Source organism: Comamonadaceae bacterium OTU4NAUVB1, assembly GCA_024372625.1.
Classification (GTDB): domain Bacteria; phylum Pseudomonadota; class Gammaproteobacteria; order Burkholderiales; family Burkholderiaceae_C; genus Variovorax.
Map to the genome: position 1 here is coordinate 1,595,681 of CP099605.1, position 26,596 is coordinate 1,622,276.

The 26,596-nt window shown below is 70.3% G+C and carries 19 protein-coding genes; 12 read left to right on the forward strand and 7 right to left on the reverse strand.

Annotated features, from left to right (window positions below; genetic code table 11):
• Positions 1-6: 6 nt before the first annotated feature.
• The 3 genes from NF681_10905 to NF681_10915 are packed head-to-tail and all read left to right on the forward strand — an operon-like array spanning position 7 to position 3,211.
• Positions 7-1,080 (forward strand): amino acid ABC transporter substrate-binding protein, encoded by a 1,074-nt coding sequence (locus NF681_10905; protein UST55638.1) that lies wholly within the window; start codon positions 7-9, stop codon positions 1,078-1,080.
• Positions 1,077-2,084, forward strand: a complete 1,008-nt coding sequence (locus NF681_10910) for an ABC transporter permease subunit (protein ID UST55639.1) — start codon at positions 1,077-1,079, stop codon at positions 2,082-2,084. Before NF681_10905 ends, NF681_10910 begins: the two co-directional genes overlap by 4 nt.
• Positions 2,081-3,211, forward strand: a complete 1,131-nt coding sequence (locus tag NF681_10915) for an amino acid ABC transporter permease (GenBank protein ID UST55640.1) — start codon at positions 2,081-2,083, stop codon at positions 3,209-3,211. The genes NF681_10910 and NF681_10915 overlap by 4 nt, the downstream gene beginning before the upstream one ends.
• A 36-nt stretch (positions 3,212-3,247) precedes the next feature.
• On the opposite strand, the gene NF681_10920 is transcribed toward NF681_10915, so the two are convergent.
• Both NF681_10920 and map read right to left on the reverse strand, forming a co-directional pair.
• Positions 3,248-5,851 carry a [protein-PII] uridylyltransferase gene (locus tag NF681_10920; GenBank protein ID UST55641.1) on the reverse strand — a complete coding sequence of 868 codons (2,604 nt, stop codon included), beginning with the start codon at positions 5,849-5,851 and terminating at the stop codon, positions 3,248-3,250.
• 20 nt (positions 5,852-5,871) lie between these two features.
• Positions 5,872-6,726 carry a type I methionyl aminopeptidase gene (gene map / locus NF681_10925; protein UST55642.1) on the reverse strand — a complete coding sequence of 285 codons (855 nt, stop codon included), beginning with the start codon at positions 6,724-6,726 and terminating at the stop codon, positions 5,872-5,874.
• 186 nt (positions 6,727-6,912) lie between these two features.
• On the opposite strand from map, the gene purL reads away from it, so the two are divergent.
• Complete coding sequence (gene purL, locus NF681_10930; GenBank protein UST55643.1) at positions 6,913-11,043, forward strand: phosphoribosylformylglycinamidine synthase; 4,131 nt, start codon at positions 6,913-6,915, stop codon at positions 11,041-11,043.
• A 45-nt stretch (positions 11,044-11,088) separates the two neighbouring features.
• Here the strand turns inward: purL and NF681_10935 are convergent, their stop codons facing one another.
• The 5 genes from NF681_10935 to msrB all read right to left on the reverse strand — a co-directional run bounded on the left by NF681_10935 (position 11,089) and on the right by msrB (position 15,470).
• Positions 11,089-12,558: a glycerophosphodiester phosphodiesterase gene (locus tag NF681_10935; protein UST55644.1), complete on the reverse strand. Its 1,470-nt coding sequence runs from the start codon at positions 12,556-12,558 to the stop codon at positions 11,089-11,091.
• Between the two features lie 651 nt (positions 12,559-13,209).
• A complete protein-coding gene (locus NF681_10940) occupies positions 13,210-13,995 on the reverse strand; it encodes a peptidylprolyl isomerase (GenBank protein ID UST55645.1) in 786 nt (261 codons plus the stop codon).
• A gap of 109 nt (positions 13,996-14,104) precedes the next feature.
• The gene (locus tag NF681_10945; GenBank protein ID UST55646.1) at positions 14,105-14,407 is read right to left on the reverse strand and encodes a BolA family transcriptional regulator; all 303 of its coding nucleotides are present in this window, start codon (positions 14,405-14,407) and stop codon (positions 14,105-14,107) included.
• Complete coding sequence (locus tag NF681_10950) at positions 14,404-14,946, reverse strand: septation protein A (protein UST55647.1); 543 nt, start codon at positions 14,944-14,946, stop codon at positions 14,404-14,406. The genes NF681_10945 and NF681_10950 overlap by 4 nt, the downstream gene beginning before the upstream one ends.
• Positions 14,947-15,038: 92 nt before the next feature.
• Entirely contained in the window at positions 15,039-15,470 is a 432-nt protein-coding gene (msrB, locus tag NF681_10955) for a peptide-methionine (R)-S-oxide reductase MsrB (protein UST55648.1), read from the reverse strand.
• A 255-nt stretch (positions 15,471-15,725) separates the two neighbouring features.
• On the opposite strand from msrB, the gene NF681_10960 reads away from it, so the two are divergent.
• The 8 genes from NF681_10960 to NF681_10995 all read left to right on the forward strand — a co-directional run bounded on the left by NF681_10960 (position 15,726) and on the right by NF681_10995 (position 26,539).
• Entirely contained in the window at positions 15,726-17,369 is a 1,644-nt protein-coding gene (locus NF681_10960) for a 3-(methylthio)propionyl-CoA ligase (protein ID UST55649.1), read from the forward strand.
• 142 nt (positions 17,370-17,511) lie between these two features.
• On the forward strand, positions 17,512-18,759 hold the full coding sequence (locus NF681_10965; protein ID UST55650.1) for a branched-chain amino acid ABC transporter substrate-binding protein: 1,248 nt from the start codon (positions 17,512-17,514) through the stop codon (positions 18,757-18,759).
• Positions 18,760-18,829: 70 nt separating this feature from the next.
• Positions 18,830-19,783, forward strand: a complete 954-nt coding sequence (locus NF681_10970; GenBank protein ID UST55651.1) for a branched-chain amino acid ABC transporter permease — start codon at positions 18,830-18,832, stop codon at positions 19,781-19,783.
• Between the two features lie 17 nt (positions 19,784-19,800).
• Positions 19,801-21,156, forward strand: coding sequence for a branched-chain amino acid ABC transporter permease (locus tag NF681_10975; protein UST55652.1), 1,356 nt, complete (start codon positions 19,801-19,803; stop codon positions 21,154-21,156).
• Entirely contained in the window at positions 21,153-21,956 is an 804-nt protein-coding gene (locus NF681_10980; protein UST55653.1) for an ABC transporter ATP-binding protein, read from the forward strand. Before NF681_10975 ends, NF681_10980 begins: the two co-directional genes overlap by 4 nt.
• A 2-nt stretch (positions 21,957-21,958) precedes the next feature.
• Entirely contained in the window at positions 21,959-22,660 is a 702-nt protein-coding gene (locus NF681_10985) for an ABC transporter ATP-binding protein (GenBank protein ID UST55654.1), read from the forward strand.
• Positions 22,661-22,868: 208 nt separating this feature from the next.
• The gene (locus tag NF681_10990) at positions 22,869-24,980 is read left to right on the forward strand and encodes a 3-hydroxyacyl-CoA dehydrogenase NAD-binding domain-containing protein (protein UST55655.1); all 2,112 of its coding nucleotides are present in this window, start codon (positions 22,869-22,871) and stop codon (positions 24,978-24,980) included.
• Between the two features lie 38 nt (positions 24,981-25,018).
• Positions 25,019-26,539, forward strand: coding sequence for a M20 family peptidase (locus tag NF681_10995; protein UST55656.1), 1,521 nt, complete (start codon positions 25,019-25,021; stop codon positions 26,537-26,539).
• The last annotated feature ends 57 nt before the right edge of the window (positions 26,540-26,596 follow it).

Sequence of the window (26,596 nt, forward strand, 5' to 3'; positions counted from 1 at the left end):
TCACCCATGAACCATCACGCCGTTCCATCCGAGGCGTCCGAGGACCGCTCGGCCCTCCGCCGCCTGGCCCTCGCGGCGGTCTGCGCCGCCGCCGCCACGTTGTGCGCCGCGCCGGCCATCGCCGGCAAGACCCTGGACGCCGTCAAGCAGCGCGGCACCGTCAAGTGCGGCGTCACCAACGGCGTGGCCGGCTTTTCGGCGCCGGACACGCAGGGTCAGTGGTCGGGCCTCGACGTGGACGTCTGCCGCGCGATCGCGGCGGCGGTCCTGGGCGACGCGAAGAAGGTGGAGTTCGTGCCGCTCAACTCCCAGCAGCGCTTCTCGGCCCTGCAGGCCGGCGAGATCGACATCCTGGCGCGCAACACGACCTGGAATCTGACCCGCGACGCCTCGCTCGGCTTCCATTTCACCACCATCAACTACTACGACGGCCAGGGCTTCCTGGTGCCGAAGAAGATCAAGGTGACCAGCGCCAAGCAGTTGAAGAACGCCACCATCTGCACGCAGGCGGGCACCACCAACGAGAAGAACGTCGCCGACTACTTCCGGGCCCAGAACATCCCGGTCAAGACGGTCGTCTTCGAGAGCTACGAGGCGTCCTTCAAGGCCTTCTTCGCCGGCCGCTGCCAGGCCTTCACGACCGACGTGTCCGGGCTCGCCGGCCTGCGCAACAAGGAGGCGCCCAACCCCGACGACTACCTGATCCTGCCCGAGCTGATCTCCAAGGCGCCGCTCGCGCCGGTGGTGCGCAGGGGCGACGACGAATGGTTCGCCATCGCCAAGTGGGTGCCCAACGCGCTGATCGAGGCCGAGGAGGCCGGCGTCACCCAGGCCAACGTCGACGCCCTGAAGGCCGGCAGCAAGGACCCGGTCCAGCAGCGCCTGACCGGCGCCGGCGACGACCTCGGCAAGCTGCTCGGCCTGGACAAGGACTGGTCCTATCGCGCCATCAAGGCGGTGGGCAACCACGGGGAGATGTTCGAGCGCAACGTCGGCGCAAATTCGGTGCTCAAGCTGCCGCGCGGCGCCAACAACCTCTGGAACAAGGGCGGCCTGCTCTACGCGCTCCCGGTCCAATGAACGTCGTGGGCGCGGCCCCGGGACGGCGCGCCGCGGTGCTCGGTCTCGCGTTGCAGGTGGTGCTCGTGGGGGCCGTGTTCGCCGGCCTGTACTGGATCGTCCAGCACGCGCTGGAGGTGCTGCGCGGACGCGGCGTGCGCTCGGGCTTCGACTTCCTCGCCCAGTCGGCCGGCTTCGAGATCTCCGAGGGCTGGCTCGACCACGACGGCGGCCAGCCGTTCTGGCGCGCCTTTCTCGCCGGGCTCGTCAACACGGTGCGCGCGGCGGTCCCGGCGGCCGTGCTGGCGGTGGTCCTCGGCACCCTGCTGGGCATCGGCCGCCTGGCGCCGCACGCGCTGGTGCGCGGCTTGTGCGCGGTCTACGTCCAGACGGTGCGCAACGTTCCGCTGCTGATGCAGATGCTGATGCTGTATTTCGCGCTGACGCAACTGCTGCCGGAGTCGGCCGAGGCGGTGCGGCTGGCGCCGGGCGTTTTCCTGAGCAAGGGCGGGCTGTCGCTGCCCTGGCCGTTGCGCGAGGCCGGTGCCTTCTGGCCGAGCGGACTCGAATGGCCGGAGCAGGGCGGCTTCAACATCGTCGGCGGCGCGGCGCTCAGTCCCGAGTACCTGGCCGTGGCGGGGGGGCTGGCGCTCTACACGGCCGCCTTCGTGGCCGAGATCGTGCGCGCGGGCATCGCCTCGGTCGCGCCGGGGCAGAAGCTGGCCGCGCGCGCGCTGGGGCTCGAGCCCGGCGCGGAGCTGCGCATCGTCGTGCTGCCGCAGGCGCTGCGCCTGATCGTGCCGTCGCTGACCAACCAGTTGCTCAGCCTGACCAAGAACTCGTCGCTGGCGGTGGCGGTCGGCTATCCGGAACTGGTCTCGGTGGCCAACACCTCGCTCAATTCCACCGGCCGCGCCTTCGAGTGCATCGCGATCGTGATGGCGGTGTACCTGCTGCTGTCGCTGGCGATCTCGGCCACCATGAACGTCTACAACGCGCGCGTCGCGCTGCGGGGGTGGCGATGAGCGCCACGGCGTCGCCGGCCGAACTGGTCACCGCCGATGGCGACGGCACGCCGACCGGTCCGCCCGGCGCCACGCCGCCGCCGGCCGAATCCCGGCGCCGGCGCTGGGGCCGGGAACTGTTCGGCTCGCCCTGGCGCGCGCTCTCCAGCGTCGCGCTGCTGGCGCTGATCGCCTGGGCGGCCGTGCATGCGCTCGACTGGGCGGTGCTGCGCGCCGTCTTCCGCCCCGACGCCGACGCCTGCCGGGCGCCGGGGCAGGGGGCGTGCTGGGGCGTGGTGGCCGAGAAGTGGCGGCCGCTGCTGTTCGGGCGCTATCCGTACGAGGCGCAGTGGCGCCCGGCGGTGGCGGTGGTGGTGCTGTCGGCCGTGACGATGCTCAGCGCCTGGCCGCGCGTGTGGCGCTGGTGGCTGGCGCCGCTGTGGGCGGGCGCGCTGGCGCTGTTCGTGGGCCTGATGTTCGGCGGCGTGGCGGGCCTCGAACCGGTCGCGACCAACCGCTGGGGCGGCCTGCCGCTGACCATCGGGCTGGCGGTGGTGTCCCTGGCGGCGGCGTTTCCGCTGGCGCTGCTGCTGGCGCTCGGACGCCGCTCGCGCTGGCCGGCGGCGCGCGCGCTCTGCGCCACCTACATCGAGCTGGTGCGCGGCGTGCCATTGATCTCGGTGCTGTTCATGGCGTCGTTCCTGCTGCCGCTGCTGTGGCCGGCGGGCTGGCAACCCGACGTGCTGGTGCGCGTGCTGGCCGGCCTGGCGCTGTTCGTGGCCGCCTACATGGCCGAGATCGTGCGCGGCGGCCTGCAGGCGGTGCCGCGCGGGCAGGTCGACGCCGCGATGGCGCTGGGTTTCGGCCGCTGGCCGGTGCAACGCGACATCGTGCTGCCGCAGGCGCTGCGCCTGGTGGTGCCGGCGCTGACCAACACCGTGGTCGGCACGCTCAAGGACACCTCGCTGGTGACGGTGGTGGGCCTGTTCGAGCTGACCGGCGCGCTGGGCCTGGCGCTGGGCGGCGACCCGACCTGGCGGCCGTTCTACCTGGAGGGCTACCTGTTCATCGCGGCGGTGTACTGGGCGATGTGCTTCGGACTGTCGCGCTACAGCGCCTGGCTGGAGCGGCGGCTCGCGGCGGGTTGAGGCCGGCCGGCGCCCGGTCACCGGCCGCGTCGGCGTTCAGGCCGCCAGCACGTCCATCAGCTCGCGCTCGATCGCCAGTTGTGCCCGCTGGCCCTGCAGCTGCGGTCCGCTGACGAGGAAGGTGTCCTCCACCCGCTCCCCCAGGGTCGTCACCTTGGCGAACTGCAGGTGCAGCTGGTGCTGCGCCAGCACGCGCGCCACCGAGTAGAGCAGGCCGGCGCGGTCGCTCGCCGAGATGTTGAGCAGCCAGCGTTGGGCCTTGTCGTCGGGCGTGAGGCTGATGCGCGGCTGGATCGGGAAGCTGCGCACGCGGCGCGACACGCGGCCCTTGCCGGGAGCGGGCAGCGGACCGGCCTCGGCCAGCGTCTTGGCCAGGCCGTTCTCCACCATGCTGATGAGATCGCGGTAGTGGTCGGGCACGAAGGTGGTCACGACCTGGAAGGTGTCGAGCGCGCAGCCGGTGCTGGTGGTGTGGACCTTGGCGTCGAGGATGCTGAACGACGACTGCTCGAAGTAGCCGCAGATGCGCGCGAACAGGTCCTGCTGGTCGGGCGTGTAGACCACCACCTGCAGGCCTTCGCCGATGGGCGAGAGCCGCGCCCGCACGATCGGCGGCGCCGTGGGATCGAGCGGCGCGGCCCGCAGCCGCACGTGGCGCGCGAGCTGCTTGGTGTGCCAGGCGATCTCGGAGGCGTCGTGGCGCATGAAATAGCCCACGTCCAGCGTTTCCCACAGCGCCTTGTGCGACCCCGAAGGCACCGCGCGCAGCGCCAGCTCCACCAGGGCCTCGCGCTTGCGCGCCTCGACCTCGGCGTCCGGGTCGGGCATGTGGCCGCCGAGCACGCGCGAGGTGGCGCGGTAGAGGTCCTCGAGCAGCTTGCCCTTCCAGGCGTTCCACACGCGCGGCGAGGTCCCGCGGATGTCGGCGATCGTGAGCAGGTAGAGCGCCGTGAGGTAGCGCTCGCTGCCCACGTGCCTGGCGAAGGCGGCGATGACCTCGGGATCGCTCAGGTCGCGCTTCTGCGCCACGGTGCTCATCGTCAGGTGCTCGGAGACCAGGAACTCGATGAGGCGCGAGTCCTCGCGCTCGATGCCGTGCTGGCGGCAGAAGCGCGCGACGTCGCGCGCGCCCAGTGTCGAATGGTCGCCGCCGCGCCCCTTGGCGATGTCGTGGAACAGCGCGGCCACGTAGAGCACCCAGGGCTTGTCCCAGCCGGCGGCCAGCTGCGAGCAGAACGGGTACTCGTGCGCGTGCTCGGCGATGAAGAAGCGCCGGATGTTGCGCAGCACCATCAGGATGTGCTGGTCGACCGTGTAGACGTGGAACAGGTCGTGCTGCATCTGCCCGACGATGCTGCGGAAGACGCGCAGGTAGCGCCCCAGCACCGAGGTCTGGTTGAGCAGCCGGAAGGCGTGCGTGATGCCGCGCGGCTCCACCAGCATGCGCATGAAGGTGACGTGGTTGACGTGGTCGTTGCGGAACCGGCTGTCCATCACGGGCCGCGCGTTGTAGAGCGCGCGCAGCGTGCGCGCCGACAGGCCCTTGACGCCGGCGGTCTTCTGGAACAGCAGGAAGGTCTCCAGGATCGCCTGGGGTTCCTTCAGATAGAGGTCGTCGCTCGCGACCTCGATCATCCCGGCCTTCTCGAAGAAGCGTTCGTTGATGCGCCGGGGCTCCTCCTGCAGCGGGTGCAGTCGCTCGCCGATGTTCAGCAGCAGGATCTGGTTGAGCTGCGTCACGGCCTTGGCGGCCCAGTAGTAGCGCCGCATCAGCGCCTCGCTCGCCTTGCGCTGCGATTCGCCGACGTAGCCGAAGGTGGCGGCGACGGCGGTCTGCAGGTCGAAGACCAGGCGGTCCTCGCGGCGGTTGGCCGTCACGTGGAGCCTGGCGCGGATCAGGCTGAGCAGCGCCTCGTTGCGCTTGATCTGGCGCACCTCGAAGGGCGTGGCCAGGCCGTTCTTGGCCAGGTCCTCCCAGCGGTTGCCGTAGCCCGCCGCCTTGGTCACCCACAGGATGGTCTGCAGGTCGCGCAGGCCGCCGGGGGATTCCTTGCAGTTGGGCTCCAGCGCGTAGGGCGTGTCGTCGTGCTTGTGGTGGCGGTGGCGCATCTCCTGCGACTTGGCCGCGAAGAACGCGCGCGGGTCGAGGTCGGCGAAGAACTGCTTGCGGAACGCCGCGTAGAGCTTCTTGTCGCCCGTGATCAGGCGCGATTCGATCAGCGCGGTCTGCACCGTCACGTCCTTGGCGGCCTCGGCCAGGCATTCGCCGAGGGTGCGCACGCTCGAGCCGATCTCCAGTCCCGCGTCCCAGCACTGGCCGATGAACGCCTCCACGCACGCCGGGTCGACGCACTCGGCGTGCGACTCGGGCAGCAGCACCAGCACGTCGACGTCGGAGAAGGGAAACAGCTCGCCGCGCCCGAAGCCGCCGACCGCGACCAGCGCGGGGACGCCGCCGAAGCCGGCGCGCTCCCAGAGCATGACCAGGGTCTCGTCGGCCAGCGCGGCGAGCTGGCGCAGCACGGCGTGCACGGCCCGCGTGGGCGCGCGCGACAGGCGCAGCGTGTCGAACAGCGCGAGCTTGCGGGCGCGGTAGGTCTCGCGCAGCGTGGCGGCCTCGACCGTGGCGACCTCGATCACGGCGGTGCCGTCCGCCGGCCTCAGGCCGCGACGCCGGCCGTGGCCGACTCGCGGGCCCGGGCCTCCAGCACGAAGGCCGGCGGCGGCGGGCTGCCGGCCGACAGCGTCAGCACCTCGTAGCCGGTCTCGGTCACCAGCACCGAATGCTCCCACTGGGCCGACAGCGAGTGGTCGCGCGTGACGATGGTCCAGCCGTCGTACTGGCCGCCCTTCGCGTCCTCCTTGATGTCGCGCCGGCCGGCGTTGATCATCGGTTCGATGGTGAAGATCATGCCTGGGCGCAGTTCCTCCAGCGTGCCCGGGCGGCCGTAGTGCAGCACCTGGGGCTCCTCGTGGAACTGGCGTCCGACGCCGTGGCCGCAGAACTCGCGCACCACCGTGAAGCCGTTGCCCTCGGCGTACTTCTGGATCGCGTGGCCGACGTCGCCCAGCCGGTTGCCCGGGCGCACCTGCAGGATCCCGTGCCACATCGCCTCGTAGGTGACGGTGCACAGGCGCTTCGCCGCGATCGAGACGTCGCCCACCATGAACATGCGGCTGTTGTCGCCGAACCAGCCGTCCTTGATGACGGTGACGTCGATGTTCATGATGTCGCCCTTCTTCAGGGGCTTGTCGTTGGGGATGCCGTGGCACACGACGTGGTTGAGCGATGTGCACAGCGACTTCGGATAGGGCACGCTGCTCGCGCCCTGGTAGCCGAGGGTGGCCGAGGTGGTGCCCTGGGCGGCCATGTACTCGGCGGCGAGGCGGTCGATCTCGTTGGTCGTCACGCCGGGCTTGACGAAGGGGGTGAGGTAGTCCAGGACCTCGGAGGCGAGGCGGCAGGCGATGCGCATCGCGGCCACGCCCGCAGCGTCGTTGTAGGTAATGCTCATGGGGCGCAATTATCCCATCGGGGGTGCGTGGGGGCTGGTCCCGGCGCTGGAGGCCGACCCGCCGGCGTGGCCTAAAATCGCGGTCTCGCGCCCCGGATCGTCCCAGTCAGCGGCACTCCGGCGCGCCGGCCTTTGTCCCCGACCCTCAATCCTCTCCCGCCGGCCTTCGCGCCGGACCCACCGACCGTGACGCAGCCCATCCACACCGCCCCACCCATCGTGACCGTGTTCGAGGGCGGCAGCGCGCTCGGCGGCTTCCGTGCCCGCCAGCTGCTGCCCCGGCTGCGCGAGATCGAGCCGCGCATCGCCGCCATCGCCGCGCGCTTCGTCCACCTGGTGGTCACCGACACCGCGCCCGACGCCGCCGCGCGGGAGCGCTTCGCCGCGCTGTTCGACTACGGCGCGACCTTCGAGACGCCCGAGTCCAGGCACGGCGTGTCGCTGGTCGTGACGCCGCGCCTGGGCACGGTCTCGCCGTGGGCTTCCAAGGCGACCGACATCGCCCACAACTGCGGTCTCGCGCTGCGTCGGGTGGAGCGCGTGGTGCATTACCGGCTGGCCCTGAAGGCGCCGCTGCTCGACGGCCTGCTGGACAAGGCGCGCGGCACCCAGCCGACGCTCGGCGCCGACGCCTCGGCCGCCGTGGCGGCGCTGCTGCACGACCGCATGACCGAGTCCGTGGTGGGCGGCATCGACGACGCCGTGGCGCTGTTCGCCGAACTCCCGGCCCAGCCCATGGCCCACGTCGACGTGCTCGGCGGGGGCCGGGGCGCGCTGGTGGAGGCCAACACCGCCTTCGGCCTGGCGCTGGCGGCCGACGAGATCGACTACCTGGTCGAAGCCTTCACCCGGCTGGGCCGCAACCCGAGCGACGTCGAACTGATGATGTTCGCCCAGGCCAACAGCGAGCACTGCCGCCACAAGATCTTCAACGCCGATTTCGTGATCGACGGCGTGGCGCAGCCGCACAGCCTGTTCGCCATGATCCGCCACACCGAACGCCAGAATCCGCAGCACACCGTGGTCGCCTACGCCGACAACGCCTCGGTCATGGAGGGCACCCGCATCGAGCGTTTCGTGCCGCGCGCGGCCGAGGCGTCCGACGGGGGCGGCGTGCCGGGCGCCTCCGGCGGCAGCTACCGCAAGGAGGCGATGCTGGCGCACGTGCTGATGAAGGTCGAGACGCACAACCATCCGACCGCCATCTCGCCGTTCCCGGGCGCCTCCACCGGCGCCGGCGGCGAGATCCGCGACGAGGGCGCCACCGGGCGCGGCTCGCGTCCCAAGGCCGGCCTGACCGGCTTCACGGTCTCCAGGCTCTGGCCGCAGGACGGCCACTACGGCCGGCCCGCGCACATCGCCAGCCCGCTGCAGATCATGACCGAGGGCCCGCTGGGCGGCGCCGCCTTCAACAACGAGTTCGGTCGTCCGAACCTGCTGGGCTACTTCCGCGAATACGAACTGGCCATCGAGAGCCAGGACGCCGATGGCCGCACCGAGACGCAACACCGCGGCTACCACAAGCCCATCATGATCGCCGGCGGCCTGGGGCAGATCGACGCCACGCAGACCAGGAAGGTCCTGTTTCCGGCCGGTTCGCTGCTGATCCAGCTGGGCGGCCCCGGCATGCGCATCGGCATGGGTGGCAGCGCCGCCAGCTCGATGGCCACCGGCGCCAACGCCGCCGAACTCGATTTCGACTCCGTGCAGCGCGGCAACCCCGAGATCGAGCGCCGCGCCCAGGAGGTCATCAACCACTGCTGGCAGCAGGGCGACGCCAACCCGATCCTGGCGATCCACGACGTCGGCGCCGGCGGGCTGTCCAACGCTTTCCCGGAGCTGACCAACGACGCCGGCCGGGGCGCGCGCTTCGACCTGGGCGCGGTGCCGCTGGAGGAATCCGGCATGGCGCCCAAGGAGATCTGGTGCAACGAGAGCCAGGAACGCTACGTGCTGGCCATCGCGCCGGAATCGCTGGCGCGCTTCCAGGCCTTCTGCGAGCGCGAGCGCTGCCCGTTCGCGGTGGTCGGCGTGGCGACCGAGGAGCGTCGGCTGGTCGTGGCCGGCGGCGACGGCGGCACCGAGGGCGACCCGGTCGACATGCCGATGGACGTGCTGCTGGGCAAGCCGCCCCGGATGCTGCGCGACGTGAAGACCGTCGAGCGGCGCTTCCGGGCGCTCGACCTGACGGGCATCGAGCTGCAGAAGGCCGCCATCGACGTGCTCTCGCATCCGACCGTGGCGTCCAAGCGATTCCTGATCACCATCGGCGACCGCACCGTGGGCGGCCTCACGCACCGCGACCAGATGGTCGGCCCGTGGCAGGTGCCCGTGGCCGACTGCGCCGTCACGCTGGCCGACCACGCCGGCTTCGCGGGCGAGGCCATGAGCCTGGGCGAGCGCACGCCGCTGGCCGCCCTCGACGCGCCGGCCTCCGGGCGCATGGCGGTCGGCGAAGCCATCACCAACCTGCTGGCCGCGCCGATCGAACTCTCCCGCGTCAAGCTGTCGGCCAACTGGATGGCCGCCTGCGGCGAGCCCGGCGAGGACGCCGCCCTGTACGAGACCGTCAAGGCCGTCGGCCTGGAACTGTGCCCGGCGCTGGGCATCTCGATTCCCGTGGGCAAGGATTCGCTGTCGATGCGCACGCAGTGGAACGACGCCGGCGAGGCGAAGAAGGTGACGTCACCGGTCAGCCTGATCGTCACCGCCTTCGCCACGCTGGCCGACGTGCGCGGCACCCTCACGCCGCAGCTCGACCGCGACGAGGCCGACACCACGCTGGTGCTGGTCGACCTCGGCCGCGGCCGCCATCGCATGGCCGGCGGCGTGCTGGCGCAGACGCTCGGCCAGAGCGGCTGCCCGGTCGCCGACGGCGTGCCCGACCTCGACCATCCCGAGGACCTGGTGAACCTGGTGCGCGCGGTCAACACCCTGCGCGCCCAGGGCCGCATCCTGGCACTGCACGACCGTGGCGACGGGGGGCTGTTCGCCACCGCCTGCGAGATGGCCTTCGCCGGCCACGTCGGCGTGGCGCTCAACGTCGACATGCTCATCACCGAGGGCGACGGCATCTCCGACAGCCGCGCCGAGTACGGCGACGCCAAGAACTGGGCCGGCCAGGTGAGCGCGCGGCGCGAGGAACTCACGCTCAAGGCCTTGTTCTCCGAGGAGCTGGGCGTGCTGCTGCAGGTGCGCACCGCCGAGCGCAACGAGGTCATGCAGGTGCTGCGCGCGCACGGCCTGAGCACTCACAGCCACTTCGTCGGCAAGACCCGGCCCGATGCCTCCACCCTGGCCGTCGGCAAGGGCAAGGTCGAGGTCTGGCGCGACGCCAAGTCGGTCTTCAGCGCCAGCCTGCACGACCTGCACCAGGTCTGGGACTCGGTCAGCTGGAAGATCGCCCGCGAGCGCGACAACCCCGAGTGCGCCGATGCCGAGCACGTCGCCGCCGGCGAGCCGACCGATCCGGGCCTGCACGTCTTCCTTCCCACCCCGCCGGAAGACGGCCGGCGCCAGGACGGCGTTCCCCAGGCTGCCGCCATCCTCGCGTCGCGGCCGAAGGTCGCGATCCTGCGCGAGCAGGGCGTCAACTCGCACGTCGAGATGGCCTATGCCTTCGGCGAGGCCGGTTTCGAGGCCTTCGACGTCCACATGACCGACCTGCAGGCCGGCCGCGCCGATCTGGCGGATTTCAAGGGCGTGGTCGCTTGCGGCGGCTTCAGCTACGGCGACACGCTGGGCGCGGGCATCGGCTGGGCACGCAGCATCACCTTCAATCCGCGCCTGTCGGCCCAGTTCCAGTCCTTCTTCGGTCGCACCGACACCTTCGGGTTGGGCGTGTGCAACGGCTGCCAGATGTTCGCCGAGCTGGCCGACATCATTCCCGGCGCGCAGGACTGGCCGCGCTTCACCACCAACCGCAGCGAGCGCTTCGAGGCGCGGCTGTCGATGGTCGAGGTGCTGGATTCGCCCAGCCTGTTCTTCGCCGGGATGGCCGGCGCGCGCCTGCCCATCGCGGTGGCTCACGGCGAGGGCCATGCGAACTTCGAGCGTCGCGGCGACGCCGGCCGCGCCATCGCCGCCATGCGCTTCGTCGACAACCACGGCCAGCCGACCGAGCGCTACCCGTTCAACCCGAACGGCAGCGCCGGCGGACTGACCGCCGTGACCACGGCCGACGGCCGCTTCACCGCCGTCATGCCGCACCCCGAGCGCGTCTTCCGCAACGTGCAGATGAGCTGGACGGACGGCGAGCGCGACGCGCACAGCCCGTGGATGCAGATCTGGCGCAACGCCCGCCGCTGGGTCGGCTGAAGGCGCGCGGGGCGTCGGGGCCGAGGCGTCGGGGAGCGGGGCGGCTCAGCGCCCGGTGGTCGCCAGGTAGGTCCGGCGGGCAGCGAAGGCGGTGTTGACGAAGTCGGTGAAGACGCCGTCGACGCCGGCCGCGAAGTAGGCCGCGTACTCGGCCGCCGGATCGCCCCGGTAGACGCCGGCGAGGTACTGCGGCTCGTTCCTGAAGGTGAAGGTGTGCACGAACAGCCCGGCCCGATGGGCGTCGGCGACGAGGCGCGTGGGCGCGACGTTCGTGACCTCGGCCAGCGTGCCGTCGGGCGACGTGGGGGACGACGTCCTGAACGGCACGATCGTGTGGGCCATGACCTGCGGTTTCCACGGGCCGATGCCGTCGGCATAGGTGGCGATCTCCGCCAGGCCCGCCGGCGTCAGCATCGCGTCGAAGAAGCGCGGGTCGCCCGCCAGCGTCCAGCTGTAGGGACGCCCGCTCACGAAGGTGTAGGCGTCGTCGGTGACGTAGATCATCCCGCCGGTGCGGAAATCGATGGCGTTGCCGTCCACCAGCTGGACGGCGCGGGCCTGCATGCCGGCCGAGCGCAGGTACCGGAGGCTCGCCGGGTCGAAGCTCTGCACGAGGATGGGGGCGTCCCTGCGATTGAGGCCGTTGGCTTCCATCACCTTCAGGATCGCGTCCTCGAACGGGTGACCGCCCGGGACGCCGCAGCCGTTGGCGATCGCCTGGGCATTGTTCCAGTGCGGATTCTTGCTCTCCGGGTAGACCGTGATCGTGCGGCCCAGCGCCGCGACTTTCGCCCGGGCGATGTCGATGATCTCCTGGAAGCTCAGGATCGGCAGCCTCCCGTTGAGCTCGCTCGGGCGCTGGGCGCGGGCGTCGTAGGTGGTGCCGCCGAGCCACTGCCGGAGTTCGGCCAGCGTGAAATCGGAGATGGACCAGTCGCCGGTGTGGTCCTCGCCGTCGACCACCAGCGATCGCAGCACCGACGCCGGGTCGTTCGCGTCGGTCCGGTCGCTGAGGTAGCGCGCGGGGCCGTTGGCCGGCACGGCGGGGTACGTCACGTCGACCAGGACGCCCGGCCGGGTCCGCCGGCGGGCGGCCACGGCGGCGTTGCCGGCCGCGACCTGGGCGACGTTGGTGTTGTCGCTCAGCCAGGCGTTGTGGCGCGCCACCGGAACGCAGTCCTTGGTCAGGTGCAGATCGAGTTCCAGCGAATCCGCGCCCGCGTCGGCGGCGGCCTCGTAGGCGAGGCGCGTCTGTTCCGGGTACAGACCGGGGAGCCCGCGATGGCCGACGACCAGCGGCACGTTGCCGTCCAGCGTCTTCAGCGGCGCGGCGCCGGCCGCGGGCGTGGCGTTCCCGGTGGCGTCGCTCCCGCCGCCGCCGCAGGCGCCCGCCAGCATCGAGCCGGCCAGGACGAGGCACGCCCCCAGGAGGCGCCGCGGCGCGGCGGGAACGGCGGCGGGTGCGGTGGCGGGCGATGCGCCGGGCGAGGCGGTGGAACGGGTCGTGTGGCGCATGGTCGGATTCGGCGAGGGATGGGATGAGAGGCGGCGTGCGGCCGGGCGAGCGCAAGTGCGACCGGGCGAGGGAGCCCGGGACGCGCGTGGATACTGGATCGTCCGGATGACCGAACCATGACGATCGTGCCTCGGGAAGCCGCGCGTCCTGCCGACAAGGAAAGCACATGCGGGCCGGTTTCGCGAGCCGGCTGCTGACGACGGGGTCACCGCCATCGCCTGGCGGCGCCTCGACACCGATACCACCGCCATGCACGCCCCTTGGCCGGGGAGCGCCTGGTGTCGGACGGGTGACGCGCCATCCACACGGTCCGCGCGGTGCGCGTCCTCGCGCGGCGCGTGGCGAAGGTCGCGCGCGAGATCGAGGAACTGGTCGGCGCCCCGGTCGAGCGGCTCGACGCCGGCGCCACGTGGATCGCCGAGGCGGACGACACGATCCGGGACACGGTCGATCGCGCAGCGGGTGTCGCAGAGGTTCCCGCCGTCGGCGCGCAGAGCCTGCGCGATCGTGCCGGCCAGCTCGCCGGCACCGTGCGGCGCTTCCATCGGGAGAGCGCCGTGGGCCCGCGGCGGTCCCGTGGGGCGACGCATCGGCGTCCCGCGCCGCGTTGCGGCCGTCCGCCGCCCGAACGGGACGGCGCGCTGGGCGCCTTACTCGACCTTCGCCTTGGCGCGCAGGTCTTCCTGGTACTTCTGCAGGCGCTGCTGCTGCAGCTGCTGCGTGACCTGGGGCTTCACCTCGGCGACCGGCGGCAGCTGGGACGAGCGGACCTCGTCGACGCGGATCACGTGGTAGCCGAACTGCGACTTCACCGGGGCGGGCGTGGTCTCGCCCGGCTTGAGCTTGATCATGGCCTCGGAGAACTCCGGCACGAAGCTCGCCGGGTTGGCCCAGTCGAGGTCGCCGCCGTTGGCGCCCGATCCGGGGTCCTTGCTCTGCTTCTTGGCGATGTCCTCGAACTTCGCGCCCTTCTTCAGGTCCGCGATGATCTTCTGCGCTTCCGCCTCGCTCTCCACCAGGATGTGGCGCGCCTTGTACTCCTTGCCGCCATTGGCCGCCGCGAACTTGTCGTACTCGGCCTGCACGTCGGCGTCGGTCACCGGGTTCTGCTTGAGGAAGTTGTTGCGCAGGGCGCCGATCAGGATCGCCTGGCGTGCGAGCTCGATCTGGGCGCGGTACTCGGGCGTCGCCTCCAGGCCCTGCTTCTGCGCTTCCTGCATGAAGATCTCGCGCGCGATGATCTCCTCCTTCAGCTGCGGCTCCAGGTCCGGCGTGACCGGGCGGCCATTGGCGGCGAGCTGCTGGGCCAGCGCGTCCACCCGCGCCTTGGGCACCGGCTTGCCGTTGACGATGGCGATGTTCTGGGCGAGCGCGCCCGCGGAGGCCGCGCCCAGGACGAGGGTGACCGCGACGGTCTTCAGGAATTGGTTCTTCATGGGATGGTCTTCTGCAGTCGGGAGAGGAAGCGGGGGAAGGGGTGGAGGAAGGGGAGAAAGGGAGGGGGAAAAGGCGCGTCGGACGCTGTAGGGTCCGTGACGGCGTGCGTCAGAGCGTTTCGACGGCGATGGCGTGGACACCCTGGTCGATGAAAAAACGCAGGGCATCATACACAAGGCGATGCTTGGCCACGCGGGTGCGTCCTTCGAAGCGCGGGGAGGCGATGCGGACCCGGAAGTGGGTGCCGCGGCCCAGTCCGTTGGCGCCGGAATGGCCCGCGTGGGCCGCGCTCTCGTCGATGACCTCGAGCCGCGTGGGCGCCAGGGCCTCGCGCAGCGCGGCGTCGAGGTCGGCCGCGCTCGGTGGCGCGAGGGCGGAGGGCGAAGCGGGCGGAAGAGAGGCGTCGTTCATGCGGAAGGCTGGTCGCCGGATTTGAGGTGGGGGGAGATGTAGAGGCCCTGGGCCACCAGGAATGCCAGGGGAAAGACATAGCCCCAGAGCTTGAAGTTGATCCAGGCCTCGGTGCTGAAATACAGCGCCACGTAGGCGTTGAGGGCCGACATGAACAGGCAGTAGCCGATCCAGGCGATGTTCAGGTGCGTCCAGATGCGCGTGGGCAGCTGCAGCTGCGCGCCGAGCATGGTCTGGAGGAAGTTCTTGCGGAAGCCCCACATCGCCACGGCCAGCGCGACGGCCATGGCCCCGTAGAGCACGGTCGGCTTCCACTTGATGAAGCGCTCGTCGTGCAGCAGCAGGGTCAGGCTGCCGAACAGCAGGATCAGCACCAGGGTGGCCTTCTGCATGGTCTGCAGGCGGCGCTCGATGGCGTAGGTGATGGCCATCTGCACCACGGTCGCGGCCATCAGCACGCCGGTCGCGACATAGATGTCGGCGAGCTTGAAGGCGCCGAAGAACAGCACGATGGGAAGGAAGTCGAGCAGGAATTTCATGAGCGGTATTGGAACCTGTCCGCGTCCCCCGTTGCGGATGAAGCCGACCGGACGGCGGGGACAACCCGCCGCGGCGACCGGACGACGGCTTCTCAGGCCTTGGGCTCGAAGTCCAGCGAGGCCGAATTCATGCAGTAGCGCAGGCCGGTCTCGGTCGGGCCGTCGGGGAACACGTGGCCCAGGTGGGCGCCGCAGTTGGTGCAGACGTTCTCGGTGCGCACCATCCCGTGCGAACGATCGACGATGTCCGTGATGGCGCCGGGCACGGCCTCCTTGGAGAAGCTCGGCCAGCCGCAGCCCGCGTCGAACTTGGTCGCGGCATCGAACAGCTTGGCGCCGCAGCACACGCAGTGGTAGGTGCCGTCGGCCCACTCGGCCTCGTACTTGCCGGTGAAGGGGCGTTCGGTGGCCGCATGGCGGGTGACCTCGAAGGCGGCGCGCTCGGCCCCCTTCTCGGCCAGGATGGCCTTCCATTCGGCGTCGGTCTTCTGGATTTTCGGGACGTGGGAGTTCGATGAGGTCATGGCGAGCAGCGGATTCGGATCGTGGAAGCCCGGTCGGGCGGAAGGCCGGCGGACGCGCGCGCGGCCGGCGGGGTCGTCGCGGGACCGATTTTCTCCGCGAGCGACCTGTCGCCCGCAGGCTTGCGGGCAATCCCCCTACGCCGCGACATTGCGGGGCGCAACAATGGCGCGCCGGACGACCCGTCGGCGGGCCCGGACCACGGCGCACCGCGCGCGTCGTCGCACTTTCTTTTTCCAATCACAGGAGACGCCCCGATGCTGGGTTTGATGCAAGACCAACCGTTGTCGATCTCGTCGCTGATCGAGTTCGCCGACCGCCATCATGGCGACGGAGAGATCGTCTCGCGGCGCGTGGAGGGCGACATCCACCGCAGCACCTGGTCGGAGATCGCCCGACGCGCGCGCCAGGTCGCCCACGCGCTCGACGGCGACGGGTTCGCCTTCGGCGACCGTGTCGCCACGCTGGCCTGGAACGGCCATCGGCACCTGGAGCTGTACTACGGCGTCTCCGGCTCGGGCCGCGTGCTTCACACCGTCAACCCGCGCCTGCACCCCGACCAGATCGCCTGGATCGTCAACCACGCCGAGGACCAGGTCCTGTGCTTCGACCTGACCTTCCTGCCGCTGGTGCAGGCCGTGCACGCGCGCTGCCCGACGGTGCGCCGGTGGATCGCGCTGTGCGACGCCGACCGGCTGCCCGCTGACAGCGGCGTGCCCGACCTGACGAGCTACGAGGCGTGGATGGGCACGCAGCGCGACGACTACGCCTGGCCGACCTTCGACGAGGACACCGCCTCGAGCATGTGCTACACGAGCGGCACCACCGGCAACCCCAAGGCCGCGCTCTACACCCACCGCTCCAGCGTGCTGCACGCCTACGCGGCCGCGCTGCCCGACGTCATGTGCCTGTCGGCGCGCGACGCGGTGCTGCCGGTGGTGCCGATGTTCCACGTCAACGCCTGGGGCCTGCCGTATTCCGCCGCGCTCACCGGCTGCAAGCTGGTGTTCCCCGGTCCGGCGCTCGACGGCAAGTCGGTCTACGAACTCATCGAGGCCGAGCGCGTCACCTTCGCCGCCGGCGTGCCCACCGTGTGGCAGATGCTGCTCGGGCACATGAAGCCCGGCGGCCTGCGCTTCTCGACCCTGAAGCGCACGGTCATCGGCGGCTCCGCCTGTCCGCCGGCCATGATCCACGCCTTCCAGCAGGATTACGGCGTGGACGTCCTGCACGCCTGGGGCATGACCGAGATGAGCCCGCTGGGCACGCTGTGCACGCTGAAGAACAAGCACCTGGCCCTGCCGGCCGAGCAGCAGGATGCGATCCGCCTGAAGCAGGGCCGCGCGATCTACGGCGTCGACATGAAGATCGTCGACGGCCAGGGCGCCGAGCTGCCCTGGGACGGCCGGGCCTACGGCGATCTGCTGGTGAAGGGGCCGTGGATCGTCAAGGCGTACTTCAAGGGCGAGGGCGGCGACCCGCTCGTGCCCGACGCGCAGGGCCGGGGCTGGTTTCCCACCGGCGACGTCGCCACCATCGACGCCGACGGCTACCTGCAGATCACCGACCGCAGCAAGGACGTGATCAAGTCCGGCGGTGAATGGATCAGCTCGATCGACATCGAGAACATCGCCGTGGCGCACCCGGGCGTGGCCATGGCCGCCTGCATCGGCGTGGCGCATCCCAAGTGGGACGAGCGTCCGGTGGTGGCGGTGGTGCGCCGCCCGGGCAGCGAGGTCACGCGCGAGGAACTGCTGGCCTTCTACGAGGGCCGGACGGCCAAGTGGCAGATCCCCGACGACGTGATCTTCCTGGACGCCATCCCGATCGGCGCGACCGGCAAGATCCTGAAGACGAAGCTGCGCGAGCAACTGCGCGGCTACGTCCTGCCGGGTGTGTGAAAGGTCCGGTTTCGGGGGGCGCATGTCGCCTTGGCGATAGCCGGACACCCCCGTCGCCGGCGCGTTACGGGCATTCCCTGAGGGGGGGTTCGACCAAGGCTTGTAACCTGCGCCGCAGAACAGAACCATCCCGGAGACACGCATGACCTTCGCAGTGAACGCAACGAGATCGGCCCTCGCCGCGGCGGCCCTCGCCGCCCTCGGCACCACCGGCGCGCTGGCCCAGCAGGGCGAGACCGTCAAGATCGCCTGGCTCGACCCGCTGTCGGGCCTGATGGCCGCGGTGGGCACCAACCAGCTCAAGAGCTTCCAGTTCCTGGCCGAGGAGTTCAACAAGAAGAACGTCGCCGGCGTGAAGTTCGAGATCATCGGCATCGACAACAAGCTCAGCCCCCAGGAGACCACCAGCGCGCTGCGCTCGGCCATGGACCAGGGCGCGCGCTACGTGGTGCAGGGCAACGGTTCCGGCCCGGCGCTGGCCATCATCGACGCGCTGGAGAAGCACAACGCGCGCAACCCGGGCAAGGAGGTGCTGTTCGTCAACTACGCCGCCGTCGATCCCGACCTGACCAACAGCAAGTGCAGCTACTGGCACTTCCGCCTCGACGCCGACACGTCGATGAAGATGGAAGCGCTCACCACCTTCATCAAGGACCAGGCCGACGTCAAGAAGGTCTACCTGATCAACCAGAACTACTCGCACGGCCAGCAGGTCTCCAAGTTCGCCAAGGAGAACCTGAAGGCCAAGCGCCCCGACGTGCAGATCGTCGGCGACGACCTGCACCCGCTGGCGCAGGTGCGCGACTTCGCGCCCTACATCGCCAAGATCAAGCAGTCGGGCGCCGACACGGTCATCACCGGCAACTGGGGCTCCGACCTGGCGCTGCTCATCAAGGCCTCCAACGACGCCGGGCTCGACGTCAAGTTCTACACCTACTACGCGGTCACCACGGGCACGCCCACGGCCATGGGCGCGGCGTCCGACGGCAAGGTCTACGCGGTGGGCTACAGCCACTACAACGCGCCGGGCGTGATGCCCGCGCTGATGGCCGACTACAAGAAGCGCTTCAACGACGACCTCTACACCACCGACATCTACACCGTCTTCGCGATGCTCGGCGAGGGCTTCGCGCGCGCCAAGTCGACCGAGCCGGTGAAGGTGGCGGCAGTGCTCGAGGGCATGAAGTTCAAGAGCTTCAACGGCGACGTCGAGATGCGCAAGGCCGACCACCAGCTCCAGCAGGGCCTGTGGATCACGCGCTGGCAGAAGACCGACGCCAAGAACCCGTACAGCCCCGAGAACACCGGCTACACGCTCTATCCGATGAAGTACTACGAGGCCTACGTGGCCAGCACGCCGACCTCCTGCCAGATGAAGCGGCCGTCCTGAGCGTGCCGATCCGCGCCACGCGGCTCCGGTGCGTCGTCACGCACCGGCCAGCACTTTTCCTCTCCGCCCGATGAACGTCGAATTCTTCGCCATCTCGCTGCTCAACGGCGTGAGCTACGGCCTGCTGCTGTTCATGCTGAGTTCCGGCCTGACGCTGATCTTCAGCATGATGGGCGTGCTCAACTTCGCCCACACCAGCTTCTACATGCTGGGCGCCTACCTGGCCTACACGATCTCCGGCCTGGTGGGGTTCTGGCCGGCGCTGGTGCTGGCGCCCCTGATCGTCTTCGCGCTGGGCGCGGCCTTCGAGCGCTACAGCCTGCGGCGCGTGCACAAGTTCGGCCACGTGCCCGAACTGCTCATCACCTTCGGGCTGTCCTACCTCATCCTGGAGATCGTGCAGCTGCTGTGGGGCCGCTCGACCGTCCCCTACGGCCTGCCGACGCAGCTGCAGGGGCCGCTGTTCACGCTCTACGGCACCCAGTTCCCGAAGTCGCGCTCGTTCATCATGCTGCTCGCGCTGCTGATGCTCGGCGCGGTCTGGCTGCTGCTCACGCGCACGCGGGTCGGCCTGGTGATCCAGGCGGCGCTCAAGCACCCCGAGATGGTGGAGGCGCTCGGGCACAACGTGCCGCGCGTGTTCATGCTGGTGTTCGGCGGCGGCGCGGCGCTGGCGGCGCTCGCCGGCGTGATCGGCGGCAACACCTACGTCACCGAGCCCGCGATGGCCGCCTCGGTCGGCTCCATCATCTTCGTGGTGGTGGTCGTCGGCGGCATGGGGTCCCTGGCCGGCGCCTTCCTCGCGTCGCTGCTCATCGGCATCGTGCAGACCTTCGCCGTGGCCATGGACCAGTCGCTCGCCACCGGCCTGCAGGCCCTGGGCGTGGCCGTCAGCGACCAGACGCCGGGCTACGAACTGCTGCGGCTCACCATCTCGCAGGTCGCGCCGATCCTGCCGTACCTGATGCTCGTGCTGATCCTGATCTTCAGGCCCAAGGGCCTGCTGGGCACGCGGGAAGACTGACCGGACCCCGCCATCCCATGAACACCCTCGCATCCGGGGCCGTCCGGCCCGCCGGCTACCGCTACGGCGTCAAGCCCTTCAACGCCAAGCGCGTGCTGACCTGGGGGCTCTTCGCCCTGGTGCTGGCCGTCGCGCCGCTGGTCTTCCGCAGCAGCCTGGCGCTCACCATGCTCTCGCAGATCGGCTACCTCATCGTCATCTGCCTGAGCTACAACATGCTGCTGGGGCAGGGCGGCATGCTGAGCTTCGGCCACGCGGTCTACACCGGCCTGGGCTCGTTCATCGCCATCCACGCCATGAACCTCGCGGCCCAGGGCAGCCTGCCGGTGCCGCTGGTGCTCATCCCGCTCGTGGGCGGACTCGGCGGCATGTTCTTCGCCATCCTGTTCGGCTACGTCAGCACCAAGAAGTCGGGCACCACCTTCGCCATGATCACGCTCGGCCTGGGCGAGCTGGTGGCGTCGATGGCGCTGATGTTCCCGACCTTCTTCGGCGGCGAGGGCGGCATCACCACCAACCGCGTCTACGGCGCGCCCTTCCTCGGGCTGACCTTCGGGCCGCAGATCCAGGTGTACTACCTGATCGCCGCGTACTGCTTCGTGTGCACGGCGCTGATGTACGCCTTCACCGCCACGCCGCTCGGGCGCATGCTCAACGCCGTGCGCGACAACCCCGAGCGGGTCGAGTTCATCGGCTACAACACCCAGCGCGTGCGCTACACGGCCTTCATCATCGCGGGCTTCTTCGCCGGCATCGGGGGCGGGCTCGCGACCATCAACTTCGAGATCGTCAACGCGGCCGACAGCCTCAACGGCGTGCGCTCGGGCGGCTACCTGCTGTTCACCTTCCTGGGCGGCGCGACCTACTTCTTCGGGCCGATCATCGGCGCGGTGCTGCTGGTGTTCGCCTCGATCCTGCTGTCGGAGCTGAGCAAGGCGTGGCTGCTCTACCTGGGGCTGATCTTCCTGTTCATGGTGATGTTCGCGCCCGGCGGCGTCGCCAGCCTCGTCATGACCAACCTGCGGGTGGCGCGCTTCGGCAAGTTCGGCCCGTTCTGGGTGCTGTACGCGGGACTGCTGGCGACCGGCGCGCTGGCGGTGGCGGGCGCGGCGGCACTGGTCGAGATGATCTACCACATGCAGCTCAACGCGGCGCTGGGCCCCAACCTGCGGTTCCTCGGTCTGACGCTGGACACCGCCAGCGCGTCGAGCTGGGCGGCGGCGGCGGCGCTGCTGGTGGTCGGCGGCGCGTTGCTTGAGATGGTGCGGCGGCGCTTCGTGGTGGCCTGGGGCCGGGCGCAGGAGCAGATCGAGGCCGAGGTCCAGCAGCGCCTGGGACGTCGCGCCACGCCCGCGCAGGGAGCCGTGCAATGAGCCGGGACGCAGCCGCCGACACGGCCGCCACCGGCGCCTGGGCGCTGGAACTCAAGGGTCTGCGCAAGAACTTCGGCAAGACCGAGATCATCCGCGGCGTCGACCTGGCGGTGCGCGCGGGCGAACGCATCGCCGTCATCGGGCCCAACGGCGCGGGCAAGTCGACGCTGTTCAACCTCATCAGCGGCCGCCTCGCGCCCACGAGCGGCGAAGTGCGCCTCGACGGCCGCCGCATCGACGGCATGCGCCCGTTCGAGATCAACCGGCTGGGCCTGTCGCGCAGCTTCCAGATCACCAACATCTTCCCCAAGCTCAGCGTGTTCGAGAACCTGCGCTGTGGGGTGCTGTGGAGCCTGGGCTACCGCTACACCTTCCTGCGCTTCCTCTCGCGGCTGGACGATGCCAACGCGCGCGCCGAGCAGCTGATGCGCCAGGTCGGCCTGGAGCCCAAGCACGACGTGCTCGCCATGAACCTCACCTATGCCGAGCAGCGGGCGCTGGAGATCGGCGTGACCATCGCCGGCGGCGCCGGCGTCATCCTGCTGGACGAGCCGACCGCCGGCATGAGCAAGACCGAGACCGCGCATTTCATCGCGCTCATCAAGGAGGTGACCGTGGGCCGCACGCTGCTGACCGTGGAGCACGACATGGGCGTGGTCTTCGGACTCGCCGACAAGATCGCGGTGGTGGTCTACGGCGAGGTCATCGCCTTCGACACCCCGGCGGCGGTGCGCGCCAACGCGCGCGTGCAGGAGGCCTACCTGGGCTCCTCCGTGGCCGACGCGCAGGGAGGGCACTGAGCATGCTCGAGCTGCAGGACCTGCACGCCTACTACGGCAAGAGCCACGTGCTCCACGGGGTGTCGTTTTCCGTCGGCGCGGGCGAGATCGTGGCGCTGCTCGGGCGCAACGGATCGGGCCGCTCGACCACCGCCAAGGCGATCATGGGGCTGGTGCATGCCGAGGGCACGCTGCGCTGGAAGGACCGGGACATCCTGCGCCGCAAGGCCTACGAGATCGCCCACCTCGGCATCGGCTACGTGCCCGAGAACCGCGACATCTTCCCCAAGCTGACGGTGCACCAGAACCTGATGCTCGGCCAGAAGGGCGCCAAGGCGGCCCGGGGCGGGCGGTGGTCGTTCGACGACATGTACGCCATGTTCCCGCGCCTGAAGGAGCGCCAGCACACCGAGGCCGGCGTGCTCTCCGGCGGCGAGCAGCAGATGCTCACGCTGTGCCGCACGCTGATGGGCGATCCCGACCTGATCATCATCGACGAGCCCACCGAGGGCCTCGCGCCCAAGATCGTCGAGCTGGTGGGAGAGTACCTGCGGCGGTTGAAGGACCGGGGCGTGTCGGTGCTGCTGATCGAGCAGAAGCTGACCATCGCCATGCAGATCTCCGACCGCGCGCTGGTCATGGGCCACGGCAGCATCGTCTTCGACGGCACGCCCGACGGCCTGCGCGCCGACGCGGCCACGCGCAAGGAATGGCTGGAGGTGTGAGCCGCACGGACGTTGTCACGGCAGGGACTGACCCGATGGTCCGCACCGCGGCGAATGCCTAGAATTTCACGCAAAAGAACACTCGTTCTTTTTTTCCACTCCAGAACCCCGGCGGTGACGCCGTGGCCGGCATCCCGTGCCGGACCCGAAGCCGCCACCGCCCGCCATCCTTTACCGCAACTTCTCTCACCCATCGAAGGAACGCAGCATGACGGCTGAATACAAAGTGCTCGGCGAGGTCGCCGTGATCACGCTGGCCAACCCGCCGGTCAACGGACTCGGGCATGCCACGCGACAGGGCGTCACCGAGGGGCTGGCGAAAGCCAACGCCGACGACGCGATCAAGGCGGTGGTGATCACCGGCGCGGGCAAGGCCTTCTCCGGCGGCGCCGACATCAAGGAATTCGGCACGCCGCGCGCGCTGCAGGACCCGAACCTGCTCAGCGTGATCCTGGCGCTGGAAGCCTCGCCCAAGCCGGTCGTGGCGGCGATCCACTCGGTGTGCATGGGCGGCGGGCTCGAGCTCGCGCTGGGCTGCCACTACCGCGTGGCCGCGCCGGGCACCAGCGTCGCGCTGCCGGAGGTCAAGCTCGGCCTGCTGCCGGGGGCCGGCGGCACGCAGCGCCTGCCGCGCCTGCTGGGCGTGGAGACGGCGCTCAACATGATCGTCAGCGGCGAGGCCGTCAAGAGCGAGGTGCTCGCCGGCCTGCCGGGCCAGAAGCTGTTCGACGCCATGGCGCAGTCGCGCGAATCGCTGCTCGACGAGGCGGTGATCTATGCCAAGTCGGTCGGCGGGCGCGATCCGGCCGACCTGCCGCTGGTGCGCAACCTGCCGTGCCGCCACCCCCAGGGCGACGCCTATTTCCAGTTCGCCCGCAACATGGTCGGCGGCATGTCGAAGAACTACCCGGCGCCGCTCAAGTGCGTCGAGGCGGTCAAGGCCGCGGCCAGCGGCAAGAAGTTCGACGAAGGCCTGGCCGAGGAGCGGCGCCTGTTCACCGAACTCATGTTCACGCCCGAGTCGCTGGCCCTGCGCCACCTGTTCATGGCCGAGCGCGCCGCGAGCAAGATCCCCGACGTGCCCGAGGACACGCCCAAGCGCGAGATCAAGGCCGTGGGCGTGATCGGCGCCGGCACCATGGGCGGCGGCATCTCGATGAACTTCCTCAACGCCGGCATCCCGGTGAAGATCCTGGAGATGAAGCAGGAGGCGCTGGACCGCGGCATCGCCACCATCCGCAAGAACTACGAGGCGCAGGTCAAGAAGGGCAAGCTCAAGCCCGAGAAGTACGAGGAGCGCATGGCGCTGCTGACCACCACGCTCGACTACGCCGAGCTGAAGGACGCCGACCTGATCATCGAGGCGGTGTTCGAGGAGCTCGGCGTCAAGGAGAAGGTGTTCAACCAGCTCGACGCCGTCGCCAAGCCCGGCGCCATCCTGGCCTCCAACACCTCCACGCTGGACGTCGACAAGATCGCCGCCTTCACCCGGCGGCCGCAGGACGTGGTCGGCATGCACTTCTTCAGCCCCGCCAACGTGATGCGCCTGCTCGAGGTGGTGCGCGGCGCGAAGACGGGCAAGGACGTGCTGGCCACCGTGATGGCGCTGGCCAAGAAGATCAAGAAGACGGCCGTGGTCTCGGGCGTGTGCGACGGCTTCATCGGCAACCGCATGATCGAGCAGTACAGCCGCCAGGCCGGCTTCCTGCTCGACGAGGGCGCGACGCCGCAGCAGGTGGACCGGGCGGCCGAGAAGTTCGGCTTCGCGATGGGGCCGTTCCGCATGGGCGACCTCGCGGGCAACGACATCGGCTGGGCGATCCGCAAGCGCCGCGCGACCGAGCGCGCCGACATGAAATACAGCCGCACGGCCGACAAGCTGTGCGAGCTCGGCCGATTCGGCCAGAAGACCGGCGCCGGCTGGTACGACTACAAGCCCGGCAAGCGCGACGCCATCCCCAGCCAGGTCGTGAACGACCTGATCGAGCAGCACCGCAAGGACGAGGGCATTACCCCGCGCAGGATCAGCGACGAGGAGATCGTCCAGCGCCTGGTCTATTCGCTGGTCAACGAGGGCGCGCGCATCCTGGAGGACGGCATCGCCAGCAAGGCGAGCGACATCGACATGGTCTACCTCACGGGTTACGGCTTCCCGATGTGGCGCGGCGGCCCGATGCACTACGCGGGGCAGGTCGGGCTCTACAACGTGGCCGAGTCGATGAAGCGCTTCGCGCGCAACCCGCGCGACGACGGCAAGTTCTGGGAGCCGGCGCCGCTGATCCAGAAGCTGGTGGCCGAAGGCAGGACCTTCTCGTCCTGAACGCGCGGTTGCGACGGCGACGCGGGCGGCGAGGGCACATGGTCAAGACGGGCGGGCGCGGCATGCGGATCGGACTGGCGCTGCCGCTGGGCGCGCTGGGCGTCCTCCTCGCGCTCGCGGGCGCGATGGCCGTGAACACCTGGCACTCGCCGTCGCGGCAGGTGGTTCCGGCGGCGGTGACCGGGGAGGCCGACGCGATCGACCTGCCGGCGGCCGCGCGTCGCCTGGGCGCGGCGGTGCGCCTGCCCACCGTGTCGGCCGCCGACGGCGGGGCGCGCGACGAGGCCGCGTTCGACCGGCTGCACGAGCTGCTGGCCACGTCGTTTCCGCGCGTGCACGCCACCCTGACCCGCGAGGTCGTGGGGCGCAAGGCGCTGCTCTACACCTGGACCGGCAGCGACGCGTCGGCGCGGCCGGTGGCGCTGATGGCGCACCAGGACGTGGTGCCGGTCGCGCCGGGCACCGCGTCGGCGTGGACCGTGCCGCCCTTCGGTGGCGAGGTCCGCGACGGCTTCGTGTGGGGACGCGGCACGCTCGACGACAAGGGCAACCTGCTCGCGCAGCTGGAGGCGGTCGAATCCCTCCTCGGCACCGGCTTCCGGCCGCGCCAGACGGTGTATCTCGTCTACGGCGACGACGAGGAGGTCGGCGGGCTGCTCGGCGCCAAGGCGCTGGCGCAGCGGCTCGCGGCGCGCGGCGCGCGGCTCGAATGGGTGCTCGACGAGGGCCTGCTGGTGCTCGACGGCGCGCTGCCGGGCCTCGCCAGGCCCGCCGCGCTGATCGGCGTGGCCGAGAAGGGCTACGGCACCTTCCTCCTGACGCTCGACGTGGCGCCCGGGCATTCGTCGATGCCCCCGGCCCAGAGCGCCATCGGCCAGCTCAGCGCCGCGCTCATGCGGCTGGAGACCCAGCCGATGGCCGGCGCCGTGCGCGGCGTCGCGCGCGACATGTTCGCGACCCTGGCGCCGGAGATGGAGGGCATCCACCGCTACCTGCTGACCAACCTGTGGCTGACGGCGCCGGTCGTCGCCGTGCAGCTCGCCAGGAGCCCGGCCAGCAACGCGATGCTGCGCACCACCACGGCGCTGACCGTGGTGCGCGCCGGCGACAAGGACAACGTGCTGCCCGGCCACGCCGAGGCGGTGGTGAATTTCCGCATCCTGCCGGGCGACACGCTCGCCTCGGTCGAGGCGCACCTGCGCCGCCGCGTGGCCAACGACGCGATCCGCATCGTCCCGTCGCCGGGCAACGCCGAGCCCTCGCCGGTGTCTTCGAGCGACGGTCCCGGCTACGCCGCCATCGCCCAGGCGATCCGCGCCACCTACCCCGAGGCCGTGGTGGCCCCGGGCCTCATGACCGCCGCGACCGACGCGCGCCACCTCGCGGACGTGAGCGACGCGGTCTACCGCTTCTCGCCGATGCGGCTGGCGCTCGCCGACCTGCCGCGCCTGCACGGCACCGACGAGCGCCTGTCGCTCGACAACCACGCCCGGATGATCCGGTTCTACCAGCGCCTGCTGCGCGGCAGCGACGTGGCGACCGACGTCGCCGGGCGATGACGGGACCGGCCACCGGTCTTCCGCTTTTCTCGTTTCTTTTCCCTCATCCCAAAGGAC

Coding starts and splice junctions, on each gene's coding strand:
- msrB (UST55648.1), bottom strand. CDS start 15,470: ATGACCTCATCGAACTCCCACGTCCCGAAAATCCAGAAGACCGACGCC.
- NF681_10975 (UST55652.1), top strand. CDS start 19,801: ATGAACACCCTCGCATCCGGGGCCGTCCGGCCCGCCGGCTACCGCTAC.
- NF681_10935 (UST55644.1), bottom strand. CDS start 12,558: ATGCGCCACACGACCCGTTCCACCGCCTCGCCCGGCGCATCGCCCGCC.
- NF681_10945 (UST55646.1), bottom strand. CDS start 14,407: ATGAACGACGCCTCTCTTCCGCCCGCTTCGCCCTCCGCCCTCGCGCCA.
- NF681_10970 (UST55651.1), top strand. CDS start 18,830: ATGAACGTCGAATTCTTCGCCATCTCGCTGCTCAACGGCGTGAGCTAC.
- NF681_10985 (UST55654.1), top strand. CDS start 21,959: ATGCTCGAGCTGCAGGACCTGCACGCCTACTACGGCAAGAGCCACGTG.
- NF681_10990 (UST55655.1), top strand. CDS start 22,869: ATGACGGCTGAATACAAAGTGCTCGGCGAGGTCGCCGTGATCACGCTG.
- NF681_10960 (UST55649.1), top strand. CDS start 15,726: ATGCTGGGTTTGATGCAAGACCAACCGTTGTCGATCTCGTCGCTGATC.
- NF681_10980 (UST55653.1), top strand. CDS start 21,153: ATGAGCCGGGACGCAGCCGCCGACACGGCCGCCACCGGCGCCTGGGCG.
- NF681_10950 (UST55647.1), bottom strand. CDS start 14,946: ATGAAATTCCTGCTCGACTTCCTTCCCATCGTGCTGTTCTTCGGCGCC.
- NF681_10910 (UST55639.1), top strand. CDS start 1,077: ATGAACGTCGTGGGCGCGGCCCCGGGACGGCGCGCCGCGGTGCTCGGT.
- map (UST55642.1), bottom strand. CDS start 6,726: ATGAGCATTACCTACAACGACGCTGCGGGCGTGGCCGCGATGCGCATC.
- NF681_10940 (UST55645.1), bottom strand. CDS start 13,995: ATGAAGAACCAATTCCTGAAGACCGTCGCGGTCACCCTCGTCCTGGGC.
- NF681_10995 (UST55656.1), top strand. CDS start 25,019: ATGGTCAAGACGGGCGGGCGCGGCATGCGGATCGGACTGGCGCTGCCG.
- NF681_10905 (UST55638.1), top strand. CDS start 7: ATGAACCATCACGCCGTTCCATCCGAGGCGTCCGAGGACCGCTCGGCC.
- NF681_10965 (UST55650.1), top strand. CDS start 17,512: ATGACCTTCGCAGTGAACGCAACGAGATCGGCCCTCGCCGCGGCGGCC.
- NF681_10915 (UST55640.1), top strand. CDS start 2,081: ATGAGCGCCACGGCGTCGCCGGCCGAACTGGTCACCGCCGATGGCGAC.